The 20,704-nt window shown below is 61.8% G+C and carries 20 protein-coding genes; 5 read left to right on the top strand and 15 right to left on the bottom strand.

Annotation, left to right across the window (positions count from 1 at the left end):
* Positions 1-206: 206 nt before the first annotated feature.
* From CCGE531_RS04225 to guaB, 4 genes are all read right to left on the bottom strand, one after another.
* Positions 207-1,088: a dienelactone hydrolase family protein gene (locus CCGE531_RS04225; RefSeq protein ID WP_120663061.1), complete on the bottom strand. Its 882-nt coding sequence runs from the start codon at positions 1,086-1,088 to the stop codon at positions 207-209.
* A 146-nt stretch (positions 1,089-1,234) separates the two neighbouring features.
* Complete coding sequence (locus CCGE531_RS04220; protein ID WP_120663060.1) at positions 1,235-1,657, bottom strand: MAPEG family protein; 423 nt, start codon at positions 1,655-1,657, stop codon at positions 1,235-1,237.
* A gap of 42 nt (positions 1,658-1,699) precedes the next feature.
* The gene (locus CCGE531_RS04215; protein WP_120663059.1) at positions 1,700-2,290 is read right to left on the bottom strand and encodes a hypothetical protein; all 591 of its coding nucleotides are present in this window, start codon (positions 2,288-2,290) and stop codon (positions 1,700-1,702) included.
* Positions 2,291-2,293: 3 nt separating this feature from the next.
* Positions 2,294-3,778, bottom strand: a complete 1,485-nt coding sequence (guaB, locus tag CCGE531_RS04210; RefSeq protein WP_120663058.1) for an IMP dehydrogenase — start codon at positions 3,776-3,778, stop codon at positions 2,294-2,296.
* Between the two features lie 244 nt (positions 3,779-4,022).
* Here guaB and plsY point away from each other — a divergent pair, with 244 nt between their 5' ends.
* Together plsY and CCGE531_RS04200 are read left to right on the top strand one after the other, a co-directional pair.
* The gene (gene plsY / locus CCGE531_RS04205) at positions 4,023-4,697 is read left to right on the top strand and encodes a glycerol-3-phosphate 1-O-acyltransferase PlsY (RefSeq protein ID WP_120663057.1); all 675 of its coding nucleotides are present in this window, start codon (positions 4,023-4,025) and stop codon (positions 4,695-4,697) included.
* Positions 4,698-5,342: 645 nt separating this feature from the next.
* Complete coding sequence (locus tag CCGE531_RS04200) at positions 5,343-6,773, top strand: MFS transporter (protein WP_120663056.1); 1,431 nt, start codon at positions 5,343-5,345, stop codon at positions 6,771-6,773.
* 80 nt (positions 6,774-6,853) lie between these two features.
* Here CCGE531_RS04200 and CCGE531_RS04195 read toward each other — a convergent pair whose 3' ends face one another.
* The 5 genes from CCGE531_RS04195 to CCGE531_RS04175 all read right to left on the bottom strand — a co-directional run bounded on the left by CCGE531_RS04195 (position 6,854) and on the right by CCGE531_RS04175 (position 11,358).
* Positions 6,854-7,591 (bottom strand): RlmE family RNA methyltransferase, encoded by a 738-nt coding sequence (locus CCGE531_RS04195; protein WP_120663055.1) that lies wholly within the window; start codon positions 7,589-7,591, stop codon positions 6,854-6,856.
* Positions 7,588-9,168: a Ppx/GppA phosphatase family protein gene (locus CCGE531_RS04190; protein WP_120663054.1), complete on the bottom strand. Its 1,581-nt coding sequence runs from the start codon at positions 9,166-9,168 to the stop codon at positions 7,588-7,590. Before CCGE531_RS04190 ends, CCGE531_RS04195 begins: the two co-directional genes overlap by 4 nt.
* A gap of 144 nt (positions 9,169-9,312) precedes the next feature.
* The gene (locus tag CCGE531_RS04185) at positions 9,313-10,116 is read right to left on the bottom strand and encodes an anti-sigma factor (RefSeq protein ID WP_205586469.1); all 804 of its coding nucleotides are present in this window, start codon (positions 10,114-10,116) and stop codon (positions 9,313-9,315) included.
* A 13-nt stretch (positions 10,117-10,129) separates the two neighbouring features.
* Positions 10,130-10,753, bottom strand: a complete 624-nt coding sequence (locus CCGE531_RS04180; RefSeq protein WP_120663053.1) for an RNA polymerase sigma factor — start codon at positions 10,751-10,753, stop codon at positions 10,130-10,132.
* Between the two features lie 62 nt (positions 10,754-10,815).
* Positions 10,816-11,358, bottom strand: a complete 543-nt coding sequence (locus tag CCGE531_RS04175) for a tetratricopeptide repeat protein (protein ID WP_120663052.1) — start codon at positions 11,356-11,358, stop codon at positions 10,816-10,818.
* Between the two features lie 197 nt (positions 11,359-11,555).
* On the opposite strand from CCGE531_RS04175, the gene CCGE531_RS04170 reads away from it, so the two are divergent.
* From CCGE531_RS04170 to CCGE531_RS04160, 3 genes are all read left to right on the top strand, one after another.
* Positions 11,556-12,608 (top strand): type III polyketide synthase, encoded by a 1,053-nt coding sequence (locus tag CCGE531_RS04170; protein ID WP_120663051.1) that lies wholly within the window; start codon positions 11,556-11,558, stop codon positions 12,606-12,608.
* Complete coding sequence (locus tag CCGE531_RS04165) at positions 12,608-13,105, top strand: isoprenylcysteine carboxylmethyltransferase family protein (protein ID WP_120663050.1); 498 nt, start codon at positions 12,608-12,610, stop codon at positions 13,103-13,105. Before CCGE531_RS04170 ends, CCGE531_RS04165 begins: the two co-directional genes overlap by 1 nt.
* Positions 13,106-13,223: 118 nt before the next feature.
* Positions 13,224-14,471: an FAD-binding oxidoreductase gene (locus CCGE531_RS04160; protein WP_120663049.1), complete on the top strand. Its 1,248-nt coding sequence runs from the start codon at positions 13,224-13,226 to the stop codon at positions 14,469-14,471.
* A gap of 9 nt (positions 14,472-14,480) precedes the next feature.
* On the opposite strand, the gene CCGE531_RS04155 is transcribed toward CCGE531_RS04160, so the two are convergent.
* From CCGE531_RS04155 to CCGE531_RS04130, 6 genes are all read right to left on the bottom strand, one after another.
* On the bottom strand, positions 14,481-15,008 hold the full coding sequence (locus tag CCGE531_RS04155) for a gluconokinase (protein WP_120666471.1): 528 nt from the start codon (positions 15,006-15,008) through the stop codon (positions 14,481-14,483).
* Between the two features lie 74 nt (positions 15,009-15,082).
* Positions 15,083-16,036, bottom strand: coding sequence for a peptide ABC transporter ATP-binding protein (locus tag CCGE531_RS04150; protein ID WP_120663048.1), 954 nt, complete (start codon positions 16,034-16,036; stop codon positions 15,083-15,085).
* The gene (locus CCGE531_RS04145) at positions 16,033-17,049 is read right to left on the bottom strand and encodes an ABC transporter ATP-binding protein (RefSeq protein WP_120663047.1); all 1,017 of its coding nucleotides are present in this window, start codon (positions 17,047-17,049) and stop codon (positions 16,033-16,035) included. The genes CCGE531_RS04150 and CCGE531_RS04145 overlap by 4 nt, the downstream gene beginning before the upstream one ends.
* A complete protein-coding gene (locus CCGE531_RS04140; protein WP_120663046.1) occupies positions 17,049-17,957 on the bottom strand; it encodes an ABC transporter permease subunit in 909 nt (302 codons plus the stop codon). The genes CCGE531_RS04145 and CCGE531_RS04140 overlap by 1 nt, the downstream gene beginning before the upstream one ends.
* Before the next feature lie 9 nt (positions 17,958-17,966).
* A complete protein-coding gene (locus CCGE531_RS04135; protein WP_120663045.1) occupies positions 17,967-18,971 on the bottom strand; it encodes an ABC transporter permease subunit in 1,005 nt (334 codons plus the stop codon).
* An 89-nt stretch (positions 18,972-19,060) separates the two neighbouring features.
* Positions 19,061-20,656 carry an ABC transporter substrate-binding protein gene (locus CCGE531_RS04130; protein ID WP_120663044.1) on the bottom strand — a complete coding sequence of 532 codons (1,596 nt, stop codon included), beginning with the start codon at positions 20,654-20,656 and terminating at the stop codon, positions 19,061-19,063.
* Between the last annotated feature and the right edge of the window lie 48 nt (positions 20,657-20,704).

The following is a 20,704-nucleotide window of genomic DNA, read 5'->3' as shown; positions in this document are numbered from 1 at the left end:
TCTTTTCCCGTTTCATTTTCATACTGAACGACGCTGGACACGGCAGACGCTATGACACCAGACGCGTTCAATGCGCGTAAACGGGAAAAGTTCAATTTTAATCATTACTTAGGCGCCATTGCCGTTATGAAAATCGAGGTCGAAACATGGTTTCGACCTCGATAATCAGCGGATGGCTGGCAAGCCCCTATCAACGGCTTGCGTCGTTACGATACATATTTCTTCAGAAACCCGACCGTCCTGCCCCAGGCGAGATCGGCCGCCTTCTTGTCGTAGCGGGCAGCCGAAGTGTCATTGTTGAAAGCGTGATTGACGCCGTCGTAAACGAAGATCTCGAACGTCTTGCCGCCCGCCTGCAGCTCCTTGCTATAGGCATCGATACCGGCGTTGATGCGATCGTCGAGGCCGGCATAATGCAAGAGCAGAGCCGCCTTGATATTGGACACATCGCTCGCCTGCGGCTGTGCGCCATAATAGGCGACGCCTGCCTTCAGCTCCGGCGAGATCGTCGCGAAACGGTTGACGAGACCGCCGCCCCAGCAGAAGCCGACCGCGCCGACCTTGCCGTTGGCGCCATCGGCCTTGGCAAGGTAGGTCAGGCTCGCTTCGGCATTAGCGGCGGTCAGCGTCGGGTCGAGATTGGTGAACATGTCGCGCGCTTTGTCTTCATCGTCAGGCGTGCCGCCGAGCGGAGAGAGGAAATCCGGCGCCAGCGCCACGAAACCTTCCAGCGCCATGCGGCGAGCCACATCGCGGATATGCGGATTGAGACCGCGGTTCTCGTGGATGACGATGACGCCGCCGAGCTTGCCAGCCGCGCCTTTCGGACGAGCGAGATAGCCCTTCATTTCGCCCTTGCTGCCGGGATAGGTCACATCCATGGCTTCCAGCCTGCTGTCATCGGCGGAAACGATCTCGGCGCTCGCCTTGTTGGCGGCGAGCAGCGGCGCGATAGCGGCGGCGGCCCCGGCCGAGCCTGCAAGCCTGGTCAGCTTTTCCATGAAACCCCGACGATCGAGCGTCAGATGCGTATATTCGTCATAGGCGTCGATCATCGCCTGCGTCACGACGGGCTTTTCCGTGCTCATGGTCCTGGTCTCCCATTTTTCCCCGGCAGCCGACACAAGGTGGCCAGCCACCCTTTGACAAGATAGGTCAGCGGGCGGTGGCGTAAGGGAAAAGGGAAAACACAAATGCGTTACCGCAGGTTGTTATCGCGATAACATACGCGGCATCAGGAGAAGGCAAGCCAGATGCTGAGCCAGACCCACATGCCGACAAGCGCCACAAAGCCGAGAGTAAAGAGCGGGCTGCGATAGCGCAGGTCGTTGCTGGTCACCTGCACGAAAGCATGAGCATAGCGCGTGGCGACGAAGATCCAGGCGAGGATCACGGCCGGCAGATTATCCGCCTGCGTGGTGTAGAGGATGATACAGCAGGCGTGGAAGAGCAAGGGAAGCTCGAACTGATTGGCGAGGCTGTTTCGCACTACCAGGCTTTCCGCCGGCTCGTTGGCGGCATGGTTCTCGCGAAATTGCGAGGGCTGGATGCGGCCGGCCTTCACCAATACGCGGCGGCGCCATCCCAGGAGCGCATAGAGAACGAAGACAAGCACCGCATGCGCCACCATGGGCCAAAACATTTCATAGCCGGTCACGCCGCCAACTCCTTTGGAATTTCAGAAAGCCGATAGGATCAATCAGGACGGCCGCGCGCCGTCGCGCGACAGGTAGCGAAAAATCGCGAAACGGGCCAGTAGAATAACCGTCACCACCAGCGTCAGGAATTTCAGCCTGACGATAACAGGCAGCACGCTTGAAAGCAGCGTCACGGTCGAATCCGATGGCATCGCCGGCGGGTAAAGCAGGAGGCCGGCGATATTCTCGGCATAGTCGACGACCGCATAAAAGATCGGCAGGCAGAAAATGACTGATTTCGCGCCCGGCGGGATCGGGCGGCCGAAGAAGAAGCCGCTGGGGCCGATGAGCCGCAACAGGCAGAACATGAGGCCGCCCAGCACCAGCGGAAAGATGAGCTCCGGCCCGAGATACATGGAATGCAGGATGATCGCCGGATCGGGATGATCCTTGAGGTAGCGCAGCATGGCGATGACGTCGTCGCGCTCATAGCCGCCGATACGCGCATCGAGCATCTGCTGGCCGGCTGCGGCAGCGCTGAACGCCCTGACGAAGCCGGCATAGATCCAGGCAAAGAGCGCCAGCGAAAGAGCCGCGAGGATCGCCGCCAGACCCTGCAAGGATCTGGCGTTGCCCGAAGCGCGATCCGCCATCGATCAGCCGCCCGCGCCCGGATAGTTCGGGCTTTCGCGGGTGATCGTCACATCGTGGGCATGGCTTTCGCGCAGGCCCGCGCCGGAGATGCGCACGAAGGTCGCGCGCTCCTGGAAGTCCTTGAGATCGCCGCCACCGACATAGCCCATGGCGGCCTTGAGGCCGCCCGCGAGCTGATGCAGCACGCCCGCGACGGGCCCCTTATAGGGAACCTGGCCTTCGATGCCTTCCGGAACGAGCTTCAGCGTGTCGCGGACCTCAGCCTGGAAGTAGCGGTCGGCCGAGCCGCGCGCCATGGCGCCGACGGAACCCATGCCGCGATAGGCCTTGAAGGAGCGGCCCTGGTAGAGATAGACCTCGCCCGGGCTTTCATCCGTGCCGGCGAGCAGCGAGCCGATCATGGCGGCGGATGCGCCGGCGGCGATCGCCTTGGCGAGATCGCCCGAGAACTTGATGCCGCCATCGGCGATGATTGGGATATTCTGATCCTGCGCCGCCTGCACCGCCGACATGATCGCGGCCAGCTGCGGCACGCCGACGCCGGCGACGATACGGGTCGTGCAGATAGAGCCGGGGCCGATACCGACCTTGACGGCGTCGGCGCCCGCATCGATCAGCGCCCGCGTGCCGTCATAGGTGGCGACGTTGCCGGCCATGATGCGGACCGAATTGGAAAGCTTCTTGACGCGGGCAACGGCATCCAGAACGCGCTGCGAGTGACCGTGGGCGGTATCGACGACCAGGAGGTCGACGCCGGCGTCGATCAGGCGCTCGGCACGCTCGTAGCCATCATCGCCGACGCTGATGGCGGCGGCGGCGCGCAGGCGGCCCTGAGCATCCTTCGAAGCATTCGGGTTGAGCTGGGACTTCTCGATGTCCTTGACCGTGATCAGACCGACCAGACGGCTATCGCCATCGACAACGAGCAGCTTCTCGATGCGATGCTGGTGCAGCAGGCGCTTGGCCTCCTGCTGCTGCACGCCGTCCTTGACCGTGACGAGATTTTCGCGGGTCATCAGCTCGTAGATCTTCTGCTCGGGATCGGAGGCGAAGCGGACGTCGCGGTTGGTGAGGATGCCGACGAGGCGATGCGACTTTTCGACGACCGGGATGCCGGAAATGCCGTGCGCTTTCATCAGGCCGAGCGCTTCGGCAAGCGTCGCCTCCGGGCCGATCGTAACCGGATTGACGACCATGCCGCTTTCGAACTTCTTGACCTGGCGGACCTCTTCGGCCTGCTGCACCGGTGTCAGATTGCGGTGGATAACGCCCATGCCGCCCGCCTGCGCCATGGCGATCGCAAGGCGGCTTTCCGTCACCGTGTCCATTGCGGCGGAGAGGATCGGCAGGTTGAGCTCGATGTCCTGGGCGATGCGGGTGGCGATATTCGTCTGGCCGGGCATGACCTCGGAGTGTCCCGGCTGCAGGAGCACGTCGTCGAATGTCAACGCATCCAACCCGGTTGACGTTTCAATAATGCGTGCCATGGCCAATTCCTTCGTCTGTGAAAAACAGGAAAGCCCGGAACGAATCGTCTACCGGGCGATCTTGCAAGTGTTGCTTGGAAGTTGGCGAGGGCTGGTAACACGTCTATGACAGGAAGGGAATAGCAAAAAGCGCGGGGCAGATATGCCGATCCCTGGCTTCAACGTGGGATTCGACTGCGGCGCTGAGAGATTTTCATAGGCAGCCCTCGATCCATGACGGCCAAGAATAAACGAGGTGGCATTTATGACTTTCTGGATAGCGGGCATAATTGGATTGGTGATCGCCTATCTCTTCGGCTCCATGCCCACGGGCTATCTGGCGGGGAAACTCCTCCAGGACATCGATATAAGAGAGCATGGCTCCAAATCCACCGGCGCGACGAACGTATTGCGGACCCTTGGGAAATGGCCAGCCTCGATGGTGCTCCTGGTAGACGTGCTGAAAGGTGCCGCGGCAATCGTCTTTGCAGGTTGGTTCTATCCTTGGCTCGAAACATTGCCGTCTATCTTGCCACCGACTGCGCTTGATCTGCCAACTCAGCAAAGCTGGGCGCCCTGGGCTATCTGCCTGGCGGGGCTCGCCGTCCTGCTGGGGCATAGCCGTCCGATTTGGCTAAATTTCAAGGGCGGCAAGTCCGTCGCGACCGGACTTGGCCTGTTGCTGGCGATATCCTGGCCTGTGGGGCTAGGTGCCGTGACGGTTTTTGGCGTTGCGTTGGCTATTTTTCGGATTGTTTCCCTTGGCTCGATCCTGGCGGCTCTGACCGCGATTGCCCTCATCTGCAGCTTGGAGCAACCGTTACCCTATCGGCTGCTGGTGATCGCGGGCGGCCTTTACGTGATCATACGCCATCGTACGAACATTCGGCGACTGCTGGCGGGAACAGAGCCACAGCTGGGCAAGGCGGTTCAGAACTGAGAGCTGAACCACATATTTGCCGACTGCCACCGATGGTTGGCGCCACGGACATTTCTGTCGCAAAACTCGCGAGCGGAAAGCCCGGCTTGCGTCACGGCTTTTACGACAGAAACCATTCGCATTTTGGTCGAGGGCTCCGCCTTGTGATCAGGCTCTGAAGGCAATCCTCAATTTGCCTCCGGGGCTGGAGAGCAGTCATGATCCTGCTCCTTGTGCTGATGCGCGACGTAAGTTGCACCTATCGACGCCGCCGGCGGCAACGGCCCGGGAAGACATGCCGCTTGATCGAAAAATTGGTCATGACAACCCAATCCAAATCCGCTAATACACCGGACGACGTTTTATGCGTTTAGCATTTACATGCTCTTAGCATATGTCAAATCCTGTGTTCGACGCCATGCGGCGGTGGATATCACCAAGACGTGATCCACAAGCATTCATGGAGAAAAATCCGGGATTGGCAGCAGCTTCGCATAGGACTACAGAGCGGCTGATCGCCCTACAGCGCCGCGCGTCACATGTGACGCGCAAAGGTCGCTGTAGCACTTTCAGTCTGCTGCATAATTCCTTAAATCGATTCCGATTTAAGGAATTATGCAGTGGGCGACAGCCTTCCCGAAGACAGACCCATCAAGGCAGATGCCTATGAATCGCATCGTTCCATTGATCCTCGCCGTCGCTCTCTTCATGGAACAGATGGATTCCACCGTCATCGCGACAGCGCTGCCGGCCATCGCCAACGATCTCCATGTCGGCCCGATCACGCTCAAGCTGGCGCTGACCTCCTACATGGTGTCGCTGGCCGTTTTCATTCCGATCAGCGGCTGGATGGCGGATCGCTTCGGCGCGAAGAACATCTTCCGCATCGCCATCTGCGTCTTCGTCATCGGCTCCATCATGTGCGCCTTCTCGGGCGGCCTGCTGGAATTCGTCTTCGCCCGTTTCCTGCAAGGCGTCGGCGGCTCGATGATGACGCCGGTCGGCCGTCTCGTGCTGGTGCGCACCACCCAGAAAAGCGACCTGGTCTCCGCCATGGCGCTGCTCTCTATCCCCGCGCTCGTCGGCCCGCTCGCCGGCCCGCCGCTCGGCGGCTTCATCACCACCTATGCCTCCTGGCACTGGATCTTCCTGATCAACGTGCCCGTCGGCATCCTCGGCGTCATCCTGTCGTCGATCTTCCTGCCTGATGTGGAAGCGACGATGCCGCCGAAGCTCGATTTCATCGGCTTCCTGTTGACGTCCTTCGCCGCATCCGGCGTGGTCTTCGGCATGTCCGTCATCAGCCTGCCGGCATTGCCGCCCTATGTCGGCATCTCCGCTGTTATCATCGGCTTCGTCTGCGGCATCCTCTATGTCGGCCATGCGCGCCGCCACCCGGCGCCGATCCTCGACCTGTCGCTGCTGAAGAACGCCACCTTCCGCGCCTCGGTGACCGGCGGCACGCTGTTTCGCATCTGCATCGGCGCCATGCCCTTCCTGACGCCGTTGATGCTACAGCTCGGCTTCGGCCTCAATCCGTTCCAGTCCGGCCTCATCACCTTTGCCGGCGCGATCGGCGCGATTTCGACGAAGTTCATCGCCCGCCGGGTCTTTACCGCCGTCGGCTTCAAGACCGCCCTGCTTTCGGCCGCGGCCATCACGACCATCACCACGATCTGCACCGGCTTCTTCCAGCCCTGGACGTCGCATCTCATCATCGTCGGCATATTGCTGGTCGGTGGTTTCTCGCGTTCGTTCTTCTTCACCGGCATCAATGCGCTCGCCTTCGCCGATATCAGCGACAAGCAGGCGAGCCAGGCGACGTCGATGAGTTCCGTGATGCAGCAGATCAGCCTCGCGCTCGGTGTCGCCGTCGCCGCCATGATCCTGGAAACCTCGACCTTCTTCAGCGGTACGGAGCTGCAGGTTCGCGATTTCCACATCGCCTTCTTCTGCATCTCGGTCCTGACCGTGCTCGCCACCATCCCCTTCATCCGGATGGATCGCAGTGCCGGCGCCATGGTTTCCGGCCACAAGGCCGGCCTCAAGCGCGTCGACACCCTGCAGCCGCAGGTGCAGCAGCCGGCCGCGAAGTAATGATCCAACCCTCGCCACGCTTCGGCAAAGCCGCGGCATAACGAGGGTTTCGTCGATTTATCGATTGAGGATAGTGGGATTTAGCGACCGGTGACGGATTGCTCTTCTTCCGTCTCGCCGTTCGGCTTCCGGCCCTTGAAGCCCTTTGCCAGCAGGAACATTTCCACCGACTCGGCCCTGGATGCGCCGGGCTTCACATGGATGACCTGACGGAAATTCTGCTTCAGGAAGGCCAGCAACTCGCGCTCCGTGCCACCCTGGAAGGTCTTGGCAAGGAAATGCCCGCCCTCAGCCAGCACTTCGACGGCGAAATGCGCGGCGACTTCGCAGAGATGCATCGTCCGCAGGTGGTCCGTGCGGTGATGGCCCGTCGTCGGCGCGGCCATATCCGAAAGCACGAGATTCGGCGCACCGCCAACCGCATCGACCAGCCGCTGCGGCGCATCCGGCTCCAGGAAATCGAGCTGCAGGATGGCAACGCCAGGCAGATGCGCCATTTCCAGAAAGTCGATGGCCGCGACGCGAATATCCTCTTCGGTCGATCCAGTCACCTTCGCTGCAATCTGCGACCAGCTGCCCGGTGCGGCCCCCAGATCGATGATGCGGCGCGCACCCTTCAGGATCTCATGCTTCTCGTCGATCTCCAGCAACTTGAACGCGGCGCGGGCGCGATAACCTTCGAGCTGGGCGCGCTGCACGTAGGGATCGTTGATGTGCCGATGCAGCCATTGCCGCGAGGAGGCCTTCAGCTTCTTCTTCTTGACGCGCTGGCCGAGCTTGCGGCCCGTGCGGTTGCCGGCGATAGTCGGCTTGGTCATGCCTGCGGCCCCTTCATATCCCTCGGTCGATGGCCGCGGCGCGAACGCCCCCGCCGCCACACGCCATCATCTGCCATCATGTCGGTCAGCAATCCTTCACGCAAGCCGCGGTCGGCAACGCGCATGCGCGGGCTCGGCCACCGGCGGCGGATCGCCTCCAGAATGGCGCATCCCGCCAGCACCAGATCGGCGCGATCCGGTCCGATGCAGGGATTGGCGGCGCGGCCGGCAAAATCCCAGGACAAGAGCTTCGCCTGCATCGCGCTCACCTCGTCGTCCGACAGCCAGACGCCGTCGACCCGGCGCCGGTCGTAACGCGGCAGATCGAGATGGACGCCGGCAAGTGTCGTCACCGTGCCCGAAGTCCCGATCAGATGAAAATCGCCGCTGTCTCGCGCGGCGCCATGCACCGGCGGGCAATCGAAACGCTCGAGCATGCCCTCGACTTCGCACACCATCGTCTCGAACAGCTCCGGCGTCACGTCGCGTCCGCCATGCCGCTCGGAGAGCGTCACGACGCCGACGGGCAGCGAGGTCCAATGGGTGATGTGATTGGCGAGCCGGCTGGAGCGATTCTCGCCGATGCGGATGACGGCAATCTCGGAAGAGCCGCCGCCGATATCGAACAGCACGACCGAGCGCGCCTCCGGGCCGACGAGCGACGAGCAACCGGAAACGGCAAGCCGCGCCTCGGTTTCGCGATCGATGATCTCCAGCTGCAATCCCGTCTCTTCGGTGACCCGAGAAAGGAATAGTTCGCCATTGTCAGCCGCGCGGCAGGCCTCGGTCGCGATCAGCCGCATGCGGCGGATTTCGCGCGTCTTCAGCTTGGCCGCGCAGACGCGCAGCGCCTCCACGGCACGATCCATGGCATCGCTCGAAAGGCGACCGCTGGCGCCGAGCCCTTCACCGAGGCGCACGATGCGGGAAAACGCATCGACAACACGGAACTGCCCGGGACGGGTCGGTTGAGCGATCAGCAGGCGGCAATTGTTGGTGCCGAGATCGAGGGCGGCATAGAGGTCGAGCGGGCGGGAATCAGCGTCGGCATAATGATGCTGCCCCTGCCCTTCGCGCCGAGGCTGCGATTGCCGGTTCTGGCGATGATCGTCATGGGCCGGGGCATGGGCGTTTGCCGGCATGTTCGCGGGAGCGACGATCTGTGCCGTCTTCTCATGCGCCAATGGCCGGCCCTGCAGGCCGCGCTTGCTGCGATGCTTGCGCCGATTCTTGCTGCTCTTGTGCGATGATGGATGGCCGGCATCCGCTGCCGCACGGTGTTCCGGCGCGGATGAAAGCTGCTGCTGTGTTTGGGAAGCGGATTGCGCGCCACCGTGGGCCACGCCACGCGCACGGCGCCGACGTTTGCGCTTTCTGGCCGGCGAACCGGCCTCATCCTCTGCTGGGCGTTGCGCCGCCTGGCTGGACTTGCCTGCCTGGCTGGCCTCCGCAGAATGAGCGTTCGGGCGGCCATGGCTGCGCTTACGCTTCGCGCGCCGGGAGGATTTACCCTTCCCGCGCTCTGCTGTCGACGCCCCGTCTGCCTGCGGCGCTAGGCCGCTGTCGGGGTCACTCACGTATCTTTTCCACCGCACCGCGCAAGGCCCTGGGGCATGCAGCTGGCGCTCGTTCGATTTTCGTTGGGCAAAGAATACCAGCAGGATGGGTTTTCGCCAAATTCTTTTTGAAAAACGCCAGTTTGGAGGCGTCGGGAACAGCCGTCAGGCGATCAGATGCGTCCGGACATCAGCCGCAAGTTGCTGCATGCGATCGATCGGCGCATGGCCGATCAGCATGAAGGCATGCGTGGAGCTCGACCAATAGACGACATTCATGCCCCGGCGATTTTCCATATCGGGCGCAGCCGCGCCCTTGGCGGATTGGACAATGCAAAGTGCCATGGGGCCGCTTTCCGGATCGAGATAGGCGATCTGAGCCAGCGGCTTGCTATCATAACTCAGGATCTGTGCACGCTTGAATTCGATGCCGGGCATGGCCACCGCTTCCGGCGCCAAAGACAGGTCCAGTTTGGCGCCGACCTCATTCAATTGCGCGACCTGTTGCGTATCGTCGCCAGCCGGGGCGCTCAGCGTATCCGCAGTATAGAGCGAAAGATATTCCGCTACCACGGCACGCCATTCGGCATCCTCATCCGGCTTCGAAAGCCGATGGCCGATGCCGATCATGGCGCGGTCGATGGCAATGGCGGCCACGAAGCTCGCGGCAACCGCCGCAAGGAAGCCGCGACGACCTATGCCGGTAGCGCGAGCCCCGGGCTTTTCAGTTACGGGAATGGCGGCAAGCATGGCCTCCAGCTTCGCAGCCGGCGCCTCGGCAAGCATCGGCTCGAATGCCGCCTTGAAGGGCAGCGTGCTACGGGACAGGAAATCGAACCGCTCCGCCACGCGCATGTCGTCGGCGATCAGTCGTTCGATCCTTTCGCGGTCGGCGGCGTTCAGCTCGCCATCGATGAAGGCGGTGAGTTGCTCGTCCGAGGGTATCTGTCCTTTGTCCAATTCACTCATTTCCATTCCCCAGTCACCCGCCTCCGGAAGATTTTCCGTCGGCCACCATTCCCATGCCATCCGCAAGTTTTGCCCGCGCCGCCGCCAGCCGGCTCATGACCGTTCCGATCGGCACCTCCAGGATCTCCGCCACTTCGCGATAGGAAAGCCCTTCGACATAGGCAAGAAATACCGCGGTGCGCTGTGCCTCCGGCAATGCCTGCACGCGCTGCAATACCTGCCCGGCCAAAATATGCGTTTCGGTTTCGCGCGCGCCGTCGAAAACCAGCGTCTCGTCGGCATCGACGAAGCCCTGCCCCATGCGAACCCGGCGCGAACGGACTTCGTTCAGCCATATCGAATGGAGGATGGCAAACAGCCAACGATCCAGCCTTGTGCCCGATGTAAACTGGGCCGCCCGCTCCAGAGCCCTGACGCAGGTCGCCTGCACGAGATCGTCTGCCACGTCCCGCTGGCGCGACAGCACCACGCCATAGCGCCACAGCCGCGTCAGATGTTGGGACAGGCCCGCCCTGATATCCTCTTCGCTCGCTATGACATCCTCCGCCGCATTCGCATGTCGGGAAGCCGCCGACCGTTTCGGCGGCTTCGTTGCTGTCAGACTATAAGCGGAAATTGCGCCTTGAGCGACCGGCATCACTCCCATATCCCTCGCAAAGCTCCCTGCTTGCAGCCCTCATCGTTGACCTGGACCCGCCGTTACAGGCTGGATGGATTCAGGATCGCGGCGTGAAGATCGCGATATTCCTCGCAGCTCGTATTGCCGCAAAGCGTCTTGATCGTGCTCAGCTGGTCCTTGGCGAGATCCACCTGGCCCTTGATGACGTAGGCTTCACCGAGATATTCACGGACCAGTGTATATTTGGGGTCCATGGCGACGGACTTCTGGTAGTAGGAAATGCCTTCGTCCGTGCGGCCGAGCTTGCGGGTGGCATAGCCGCGGTAGTTCAGCGCCTCGGCCGTATTCGGGTTCTTCATCGTGTCGAGAACCGCCAGAGCTTCCTGGTAGCGATGATCCTTCTTGGCCAGCGAATAGGCGTAGTCGGCGCGATTTTCATCGGTGACGTTGGCGCTTTGCTGCTTGACGCATTTCTTCGCCTTCTGATCGTAGATCTCACCCTTCTTGCAGGTCGGCGTCGTGCTCGAATCGTTGCCGGCTGCAAAGACGGGAACGGCGAAAGCGCCGAGGGTCAGGCCTGCACCGAGGGCGATGGAAGCCAGGCGAAATGCTTTGGTCGTCATGGATTGTCTCCTTGGCAAAATGAACGTTGCGAGGAGAGAACACACCGTCCGGGCGTTTTATTCGGAGGGCCTGAGAATTTTTTTCTGAACATCCCTAGCCCGGACCCCGTCACTCTTTCGTGACCGTTCCGGCATCGAATAGACCACCGTCATTGCGTGTTTCCACCACATGCCCCTCAAGGGCGCAGGAGGAACCCGTGACCGACAGCATCAAACTTCTAAGCCTCGCCGTTGCAACACCCGACAACATCATCCTCCAGACGGACGCCGCCGAGACGGCGAGCCGCCTGTTCTCGGATCGCTTTCAGGACTTCAAATATCTCGCCCGCGTGTTTGAGAGCACCGGCATTCGCAAACGCCACTTGGCGCGGCCGCTTACCTGGTTCGAAGAGCCGCATGGCTGGCAGGACCGCATGGCCGCCTATGCGGAGGTGGCGTCCGAGCTTTTCGGCCGGACAGCGACCGCAGCGCTGCAACGCGCCGGCCTTGAGGCCGGCCAGGTGGACTGCATCGTCACGGCATCATCCACCGGGCTCGCGACGCCGAGCCTCGAGGCGCGGCTCGCCGGCGAGATGGGCTTCCGCGGCGATATCGAACGCGTGCCGATCTTCGGGCTCGGCTGCGCGGCCGGCGTATCCGGTCTCGCCATTGCGACCAAGATGGCCAGAAGCCGGCCGGGCGCCGTAGTGCTCTTCGTTGCGATCGAACTCTGCTCCCTCGCCTTCCGTCTGGACGAACTGACACGACCCAACATCATTGCCACGGCGCTGTTCGGCGATGGCGCGGCTGCCTGCGTGCTGCGGGCAGGCGAGAGCGGCATCGCGGAGATCGAATCAACAGGCGAACATCTCTTTCCCGACAGCCTTGGCATCATGGGCTGGAGGATCGACGATACGGGCTTCGGCATCGTGCTGCAGCAATCGCTGCCGGACTTTGCCGAGACCCATCTGAGGAGCGCGGTTGCCGGCATTCTGGAGCGATCCAGGCTTTTGATCTCGGATGTCGACCGCTTCATCTGCCACCCCGGCGGAGCCAAGGTGCTGACAGCACTTGAAACGGCGCTTGGTCTGCAAGAGGGATCGCTCGATATCGAGCGCGAGGTGATCGGCGACTACGGCAATATGTCCTCTCCCACCGTGCTCTTCGTGCTGGAGCGCGCAATTGCGGCCGGACTTCCCTCTCGCTCGGCATTGCTCGCCATGGGTCCGGGCTTCTCGGCAAGCTGCATCACTTTGAGGAGGGTCGCGTGATGCCGTGGCCATCGATCGCGCTTCTAGCCTTCGTGACGCTGCAGCGGCTGGCGGAGCTCATCTATTCCAGGCACAACACCGCCGCCCTGCTTGCCCGCGGCGCCCGGGAATATGCCTCGGAGCACTATCCCTTCATGGTGGCGCTGCATGCGGCCTGGCTGATCGGACTATGGCTGCTCGCCATCGGCCGGCCGGTCGATCCCGGCTGGTTCCTGCTCTTCATGCTGTTGCAGGCATTGCGCCTCTGGGTGCTGGCGACGCTGAGGGAACGATGGACGACACGCATCATCATATTGCCGGATGCGGCTCTCGTGACCAGGGGACCCTATCGCTTCCTCAGCCATCCGAACTATGCGATCGTTATCGGCGAGATCGCCGTATTGCCGCTCGCCTTCGGCTTACCGCTCTATGCCGCGATCTTTTCCCTACTGAACGGCATCATTCTTACAATCCGCATCCGTGCCGAAAACGCCTGCCTGAAACAGAGTGCGGCCTAACCGCATTTTTCAATTGCGCCGCTGAAATTTGGCAGGCATTTTCGATGCTTACAGCGTTGCCCAGGCAATGAAGAAGGGCCGCGCGACAATGCAATGAGCATGCGGATAGCAGGATAAGATGACAAAGGACGCAATCGTTCTCGGCGCGGGCATCGTCGGTGTTTCGACGGCAATCCATCTGCAGCGGCGGGGGCGACAGGTCGTCCTCGTCGACAGGAAGGAACCCGGCCGGGAAACGTCCTTCGGCAATGCCGGCCTCATCCAGCGCGAGGGAGTCGTGCCCTACGGCTTTCCGCAACAATTCGGCCTGCTGCTGCGCTATGCCTTCAACAATCGCATCGACGCGCATTATCATCTGCGCGCCCTTCCCGCGCAGATCGCTTTCCTCGCCCGCTATTGGTGGAACTCCAATACGAAGCGCCACGAGATGATTTCACGCGCCTACGCGCCGCTGATCGAGCATTCCGTCAGCGAACATAACGACCTCATCGAAGCCGCGCATGCCGAGGAACTCATTCGCAAGAATGGCTGGATGGAGCTGTTCCGTTCGGACGAGAAGCGCGATGCGGAATTTGCCGAGGCTGAGCGCCTCAACCGCGAATTCGGGATCGGTTCTGACGCCTTGAGCAGTGCGGAGATCGCAGCCGCGGAGCCGCATCTCACGGGCAATTTTTCCGGTGCCCTGCGCTGGCGCGATCCCTGGTCGGTGCTGGACCCGCACGGATTGACATCTGCCTATCGCCGCTACTTCGAGAGCATCGGCGGCCGCGTGACGACGGGAGATGCCGCCTCGCTCGGCATGGCCGGCTCGGCCTGGAGAATGGTGACGGCGGAAGGGTCGATCGAGGCGGAGGATGTCGTCGTCGCGCTCGGCCCATGGGCCGACATCGTGACGAAGCGCTTCGGCTATGCCTTTCCCCTCGGCGTCAAGCGCGGCTATCACATGCATTATGCGGCGGAAGGCAACGCTATCCTCAACAACTGGACGCTGGATGCCGAGCGCGGCTACCTGCTGGCACCGATGAGCCGCGGCATCCGGCTCACGACCGGCGCCGAATTCGCCCTGCGCGACGCGCCGAAGACGCCGGTGCAGCTGGATCGTGCCGAGGCCGTCGCCCGCGCCACCTTCCCACTTGGTGAACGGCTCGACCCGGAGCCCTGGATGGGCGCGCGCCCCTGCACGCCCGACATGATGCCGATCATCGGCAAGGCCCCGCGCCATAAGGGTCTATGGTTCGCCTTCGGGCATGCCCATCATGGCCTGACGCTCGGGCCGGTGACGGGGCGCGTGCTTGCCGAGCTTATCACCGGCGAGAAGCCCTTCATCGATATCTCAGCCTATGCACCGGACCGATTTGCGCCCTGAGCTATTGTTTTAGAGGATTGCTTTGAGGCTCTTGACGGAAGCATCGACGATCGCGTCGATCGTATCGTCGATATCGACGGTCACGACGCCGGGCTCGCCGGTTGGCATTTCCAGCGTCTGCAACTGGCTTTCGAGCAATGAGGCCGGCATGAAGTGCCCCTTGCGTTCACCCATGCGCTTCGTCAGCAGTTCTTTCGAGCCGTCGAGATAGATAAAATAGAGATGGCCGCCGGCAGCGGCCCGCAGACGCTCGCGATAGACGCGCTTCAGCGCCGAGCAGGTAACGGCGACCCCTTCGCCCTTGGCAAGGCTTGCCGTGATTTCCTGGCCGATCTTTTCGAGCCACGGCCAACGATCCTCGTCCGTCAGCGGAATGCCCTTGCTCATCTTCTCGACATTGGCGGCGGGATGCAGCGCATCGCCTTCGATGAAATGGATGCCGAGCTTGGCCGCGACCCCCTCGCCGATCGAGGATTTGCCGCTGCCGCTCACACCCATGACGATGATGGCAAGGGGAATGTCTTGATTATCGCGCATCGGGTCCGTCCGGAATAATTGAATTGAACCGAGCATGGCCGCTCTTGCCAGCCACACCCGATTCGCAACTTGGATCAATCCAGCGGAAAGAAACAGGAAAATTTATGCGTTCCCTCGCCCGCCAGTTCCGGTTCGACCTGCCTGCACTTGTCCTGGGCGCGCCAGCAGCGCGGATTGAAGTGGCATCCCTTCGGCGGATTGAGCGGCGACGGCAGCTCGCCCTGCAGGCGGATGCGGTTCTTCTCGCGCTCGGGATCGGCGATCGGCGTCGCCGACAGAAGGGCCGCCGTATAGGGATGGCGCGGACGCGTGAAGACCTCTTCCGCGGTACCGGTTTCGACCGGGCGTCCGAGATACATCACCATCACATCATCGGCGATATGGCGGACGACGGAAAGGCCGTGCGAGATGAAGAGATAGGCAAGGCCCATCTCTTTCTGCAGGTCCATAAGCAGGTTCAGCACCTGTGCCTGGATCGACAGGTCGAGCGCGGAGACGGGCTCGTCGAGCACCAGCACCTTCGGCCGCAGCATCAGGGCACGCGCAATGGCGATACGCTGGCGCTGGCCGCCGGAGAACATGTGCGGGTAGCGATCGTAATGCTCGGGGCGCAGGCCGACACGCGCCATCATCTCCTCAGCCTTGCGGCGGCGGGTGGCGGCATCGTCATCGGTATTGATCTTCAGCGGCTCTTCCAGGATGGAGCCGACCTTCTGGCGCGGGTTGAGCGAGCCGTAGGGGTTCTGGAACACGATCTGCACGGCGCTGCGCAGGCTGCGGTCGCCGAGCTTGGCGGGCTTGCCGTCGATCAGCAGTTCGCCAGCCGTCGGGTTTTCGATCATCGTCACCAGGCGGGCGAGCGTCGACTTGCCGCAGCCGGATTCGCCGACGACTGCAAGCGTGCGGCCCGACTGCAGGCTGAAGCTGACGCCGTTCAATGCCTTGACGGTCGCTTCCGGTTTGAAGCTGCCGCGCTTGATAGTGTAGAAGCGGGCAAGATCGCGCCCTTCGAGAACAGCGCCGGTCATGCGGCACCTCCTGCTTTTTGCGTGGCGGCAATACCGGGGTGGCCGAGCGGCTTGCCATGTTCCAGCGGATAGTTGCAAAGGGTCAGACCGAGTGCGGCGCCCTGGCGCTTGACGCCCTTGTCGCATTCCGGCGTGGCGAAGGAACAACGGGGCGCAAAGAGACAGCCCGTTGGCCGATCGTGCTGACCGGGAACGACGCCGGCAATCGACGGCAGGCGCTCGCCGACTTCGGCACGCTCCGGCAGAGCCGATAGAAGCGCTGCCGTATAGGGGTGATGCGGATCGCGGAACAGCTCCCTGACCGGCTGTTCCTCGACCTTCTGGCCGGCATATTGCACCTGCACGCGCTCGGCGGTTTCGGCAACGACGCCCATGTCGTGGGTGATGAGCACGAGCGCCATGCCCTGCTCCCGCTGCAGGCGCACGAGCAGATCGAGGATCTGCGCCTGGATCGTCACGTCGAGCGCGGTGGTCGGCTCGTCGGCGATCAGGAGCTTCGGATTGCAGGCGAGCGCCATGGCGATCATGACGCGCTGGCTCATGCCGCCAGACATCTGATGCGGGAAGTTCGACAGACGATCCTCAGGTGCGGGAATACCGACCAGATTCAAAAGCTCGATCGAGCGCTCGCGACGCGCCTTGCGGTCGAGGCCCATATGGATGCGCAGGGTCTCGCCAAGCTGGAAGCCGACCGTGAAGCACGGATTGAGGCTCGACATCGGCTCCTGGAAGATCATCGCCATGTCCTTGCCGATGATCTTGCGGCGCTGTCGCGAGGAGATGTTGCGCAGGTCCTTGCCGTCGAACATCATGCGGTCGGCTGATATCTTTGCCGTCCAGGGCAGAAGCCCCATCATGGCGAGCATGGAGACCGACTTGCCGGATCCGGATTCACCGACGATCGACAGGATTTCACCCTTGTCGCAGGTGAGCGAGACGCCGTCGACCGCCCGGAACAGGCCGGACGAGGTCTGGAATTCAACGGTGAGATTAGAGATATCGAGGAGTGCCATTACGACCTCTTCAGCTTCGGGTCGAAGGCATCGCGCAGGCCGTCGCCCATCAGATTGATGGCGAGCACCGTGATCAGGATGCAGAGACCGGGGAACGTGACGAGCCAAGGGTTGCTCTGGAAGAATTCACGCGAATCCGCGAGCATCGTGCCCCATTCCGGCGTCGGCGGCTGGGCGCCCTGGCCGAGGAAGCCGAGGGCGGCGGCATCGAGAATGGCGGCCGAGAAGGCAAGCGTGCCCTGGACGATCAGCGGACCGAGACAATTCGGCAGGATCGTCTTGAACATCAGCCGCAGCGCGCCGGCGCCGGCAACGCGCGAGGCGATGACATATTCCTTGTCGCGCTCGGTCATGACGGATGCACGCGTGAGACGAACGAAATGCGGCTGGTTGACGATGGAGATCGCGATCATCGCATTGGTCAGGCCAGGCCCGAGGATTGCCACCAGCACCAGGGCAAGTAGCAATGACGGGATGGCAAGGATGATGTCCATGACGCGCATGATGATCGTATCGGTGCGGCCGCGAACATAGCCGGCAACGAGGCCGATCAGGATGCCGGCGGCCGCCGAAAGCGAGGCAACCACCAAGCCGATGAACAGCGAGAACCGCGTGCCGTAGATGAGGCGCGACAGGAGATCGCGACCATTGGCATCGGTGCCGAGCAGGAAGCTGCTGTTGCTGCCCTCCGCCCAGGCTGGCGGCAGGCGCTGCATGTCGCTGCCGTAAGCGGCATCGGGATTGTGAGGCGCCACGACGCCGGCAAAGATCGCCAGAAACAGAACGAAGAGGAAGATCGCAAGGCCGATGACGGCGCCCTTGTTGCGAGAGAAATAGTACCAGAACTCCGCAAGAGCGGAGGGGCGGTCGGATTTGACGCTAACCGTTTTGACGCTAACCGTGCTCATGGGCCGTTCCTAGTGACGAATGCGTGGATTGACGAAGCCGTAGAGCAGGTCGACAGCAAGATTGACGAGCATGACGATGCCGGCGATCAGCAACAGACCGCCCTGCACCACGGGATAATCACGCTTGAAGACGGCGTCGATCATCCACTTGCCGATGCCCGGCCAGGAAAAGATGCTTTCCGTCAGGATGGCGCCGCCGAGCAGCACGCCGACCTGCAGGCCGATCGTGGTGACGACGGGGATCATCGCATTGCGCAGCGCATGCACGGAAACGACACGAAGCGGCGACAGGCCCTTGGAGCGGGCCGTGCGCACGTAATCCTCGCCGAGCACTTCCAGCATGGCGGAGCGCGTCTGACGCGCGATGACGGCAAGCGGGATGGTGCCGAGCACGATGGTCGGCAGGATCAGCGAATTCAAAGCGGACCAGAAGGCGCCCTTCTGGCCGGACAGAAGGCTGTCGATCAGCATGAAGCCGGTGATCGGCTTGAAGAAATAGATGAGGCCGATGCGGCCCGAGACCGGCGTCCAATGCAGATAGCCGTTGAAGACGATGATGAGCAGCAAGCCCCACCAGAAGATCGGCATGGAATAGCCGATGAGGGCCACGCCCATGACGCTCTGATCGAACCATGTGCCGCGCTTGACGGCGGCGAAAACCCCGGCCGGGATGCCAAGACAGATCGCGAGGATCATGGCGCAGATCGACAGTTCTAGCGTTGCCGGGAAGAAGGTCAGGAAGTCGGTCAGCACGTCACGCTTGGTGGTGATCGAGGTGCCGAGGTCGCCGTGCAGGGCGTTCCAGATATATCGGCCATACTGCACGACCATCGGCTGGTCGTAGCCGAGATCGTGCGAGATCTGCGCATGGCGTTCCGGCGACATGACGCGTTCGCCCGACAGCAGCATGACAGGATCGCCAGGAAGCAGGCGGATGAAAGAAAAGGCGACGATCGATACGCCGAGGAATGTCGGAATCAGCACCGCAAGGCGGCTGAAAAGAAATCGCAACATGACAGTTGTCCAAATTTTTCCGGCGGTCAGACAGAGTGCCTGACCGCCGGGTCGCCCGGCCGTCGCCGGACATTCTCACAGATTTTTGGTTATTCGGCGATGTCGACGCCGTCGAAGCGATGAACGCCGACCGGATCCTGGAAGTAGCCGGAGACATTCTTCGTCATCGGGATGAACTCTTCCGAATGGTCGATGGTCATCCAGGGAGCTTCGCGCTTGAAGACGACCTGAGCCTCTTCGTAGAGCTTGCTGCGCTCCTTGACGTCGGCGGTCTGCTTGGCCTTCTTCACGAGAGTGTCGAATTCCTTGTTGCACCACTGCGCGCGGTTGTTGCCGCCGACGGCATCGCAGCCGAGCAGCGTGTCAAGGAAGTTGTCCGGATCGCCGTTGTCGCCGGTCCAGCCGAGGATAGCCGCACCGTCGCGGTCCTTGGCGGAGGAGAGCTTCAGGTACTGGGCCCAGTCATAGGTGACGATTTCGACCTTGACGCCGATCTTGGCGAGGTCTGCCTGCATCAGCTCGGCGGCACGACGCGCGTTCAGCATGTACGGACGCGAAACCGGCATTGCCCAGATCTTCATGCTGAGATCCTTGACGCCAGCCTTTTCAAGCAGCTTCTTGGCTTCGTCCGGATTGTAGGCGTCGTCCTTCATGTCCTTTTTGTAGGACCACATGGTCGGCGGGATCGGGTTGGTCGCAACCTTAGCCGAACCCTGGAAGACGGCGTCAACGATGGCCTGCTTGTTGACGGCCATGTTGATTGCCTTGCGTACTTCGACCTTGTCGAACGGCGCAACCAGCGTGTTGTAGGCGAGGTAGGAAACGTTCAGGCCGGCCTGTTCGAGAACCTTGAGGTTCTTGTCAGCCTTCAGATCCTTGATGTCGGCTGCGTTCGGGTAGGGCATGAGGTTGCATTCGCCGGACTTCAGCTTCTGCGCGCGGACGGATGCATCCGGCGTGATCGCGAAGACAAGATCGTCGATCTTTTCCTTGCCCTTGAAGTAGGCTTCGTTCGCCTTGTAGCGGATGACGGCATCCGGCTGGTAGGCGACGAAGGTGAACGCGCCGGTGCCGAGCGGCTGCTGGTTCATCTGCTCCATCTTCTTGTCGGCCTGCAGCTTGTCTGCATATTCCTTCGACAGGATCGAGGCGAAGTCCATGGCCAGGTCGGCGAGGAAGGGAGCTTCCGGACGGTTCAGGACGAACTTGACGGTGAGGTCATCAACCTTGTCGATCGACTTGATGAGCTTCGGGAAGCCCATGCCGTCGGCATATTCATAGGAACCGCCGGCAACATACTTGGCCCACGGACTGTCCGTACCGAGCTGACGGCCGATCGAGAAGATGACGTCATCGGCATTGAGATCACGCGTCGGGGTGAAGAAATCGGTCGTCTGGAACTTCACGCCCTTGCGGAGCTTGAAGGTGTATTCCTTGCCGTCGGGGGAAACGGTCCAGCTCTCGGCAACGCCGGGCTCGACCTCGGTGCTGCCGTGCTTGAACTCGACAAGACGGCTATAAACCGTACGCGAGGAAGCATCAAATGTGGTGCCGGCGGTATAGATGCCGGGATCGAAACCTTCCGGCGAACCTTCCGAGCAATAGACAAGCGTTTTCGACCAGGCGGACGTCGCCATGACAGAAGTCAAGGCTGTCACTGCCAGCAGGACAGAAATCTTTTTCATGATATCGTTTCCCAGGTTTGTTATTCTTCTGAAGCCGTGGACACCACC

The organism is Rhizobium sp. CCGE531, from assembly GCF_003627795.1.
Taxonomy (GTDB): Bacteria; Pseudomonadota; Alphaproteobacteria; order Rhizobiales; family Rhizobiaceae; genus Rhizobium.
Note: the sequence above shows the minus strand (reverse complement) of the source record. Positions and strands in the feature narration are given on the sequence as shown.

Excerpts from the sequence above, each read along its gene's own strand:
- CCGE531_RS04225 (WP_120663061.1), bottom strand. The coding sequence starts at position 1,088 with ATGAGCACGGAAAAGCCCGTCGTGACGCAGGCGATGATCGACGCCTAT.
- CCGE531_RS04215 (WP_120663059.1), bottom strand. The coding sequence starts at position 2,290 with ATGGCGGATCGCGCTTCGGGCAACGCCAGATCCTTGCAGGGTCTGGCG.
- guaB (WP_120663058.1), bottom strand. The coding sequence starts at position 3,778 with ATGGCACGCATTATTGAAACGTCAACCGGGTTGGATGCGTTGACATTC.
- plsY (WP_120663057.1), top strand. The coding sequence starts at position 4,023 with ATGACTTTCTGGATAGCGGGCATAATTGGATTGGTGATCGCCTATCTC.
- CCGE531_RS04200 (WP_120663056.1), top strand. The coding sequence starts at position 5,343 with ATGAATCGCATCGTTCCATTGATCCTCGCCGTCGCTCTCTTCATGGAA.
- CCGE531_RS04195 (WP_120663055.1), bottom strand. The coding sequence starts at position 7,591 with ATGACCAAGCCGACTATCGCCGGCAACCGCACGGGCCGCAAGCTCGGC.
- CCGE531_RS04185 (WP_205586469.1), bottom strand. The coding sequence starts at position 10,116 with ATGAGTGAATTGGACAAAGGACAGATACCCTCGGACGAGCAACTCACC.
- CCGE531_RS04180 (WP_120663053.1), bottom strand. The coding sequence starts at position 10,753 with ATGCCGGTCGCTCAAGGCGCAATTTCCGCTTATAGTCTGACAGCAACG.
- CCGE531_RS04175 (WP_120663052.1), bottom strand. The coding sequence starts at position 11,358 with ATGACGACCAAAGCATTTCGCCTGGCTTCCATCGCCCTCGGTGCAGGC.
- CCGE531_RS04165 (WP_120663050.1), top strand. The coding sequence starts at position 12,608 with ATGCCGTGGCCATCGATCGCGCTTCTAGCCTTCGTGACGCTGCAGCGG.
- CCGE531_RS04160 (WP_120663049.1), top strand. The coding sequence starts at position 13,224 with ATGACAAAGGACGCAATCGTTCTCGGCGCGGGCATCGTCGGTGTTTCG.
- CCGE531_RS04155 (WP_120666471.1), bottom strand. The coding sequence starts at position 15,008 with ATGCGCGATAATCAAGACATTCCCCTTGCCATCATCGTCATGGGTGTG.
- CCGE531_RS04150 (WP_120663048.1), bottom strand. The coding sequence starts at position 16,036 with ATGACCGGCGCTGTTCTCGAAGGGCGCGATCTTGCCCGCTTCTACACT.
- CCGE531_RS04145 (WP_120663047.1), bottom strand. The coding sequence starts at position 17,049 with ATGGCACTCCTCGATATCTCTAATCTCACCGTTGAATTCCAGACCTCG.
- CCGE531_RS04140 (WP_120663046.1), bottom strand. The coding sequence starts at position 17,957 with ATGAGCACGGTTAGCGTCAAAACGGTTAGCGTCAAATCCGACCGCCCC.
- CCGE531_RS04135 (WP_120663045.1), bottom strand. The coding sequence starts at position 18,971 with ATGTTGCGATTTCTTTTCAGCCGCCTTGCGGTGCTGATTCCGACATTC.
- CCGE531_RS04130 (WP_120663044.1), bottom strand. The coding sequence starts at position 20,656 with ATGAAAAAGATTTCTGTCCTGCTGGCAGTGACAGCCTTGACTTCTGTC.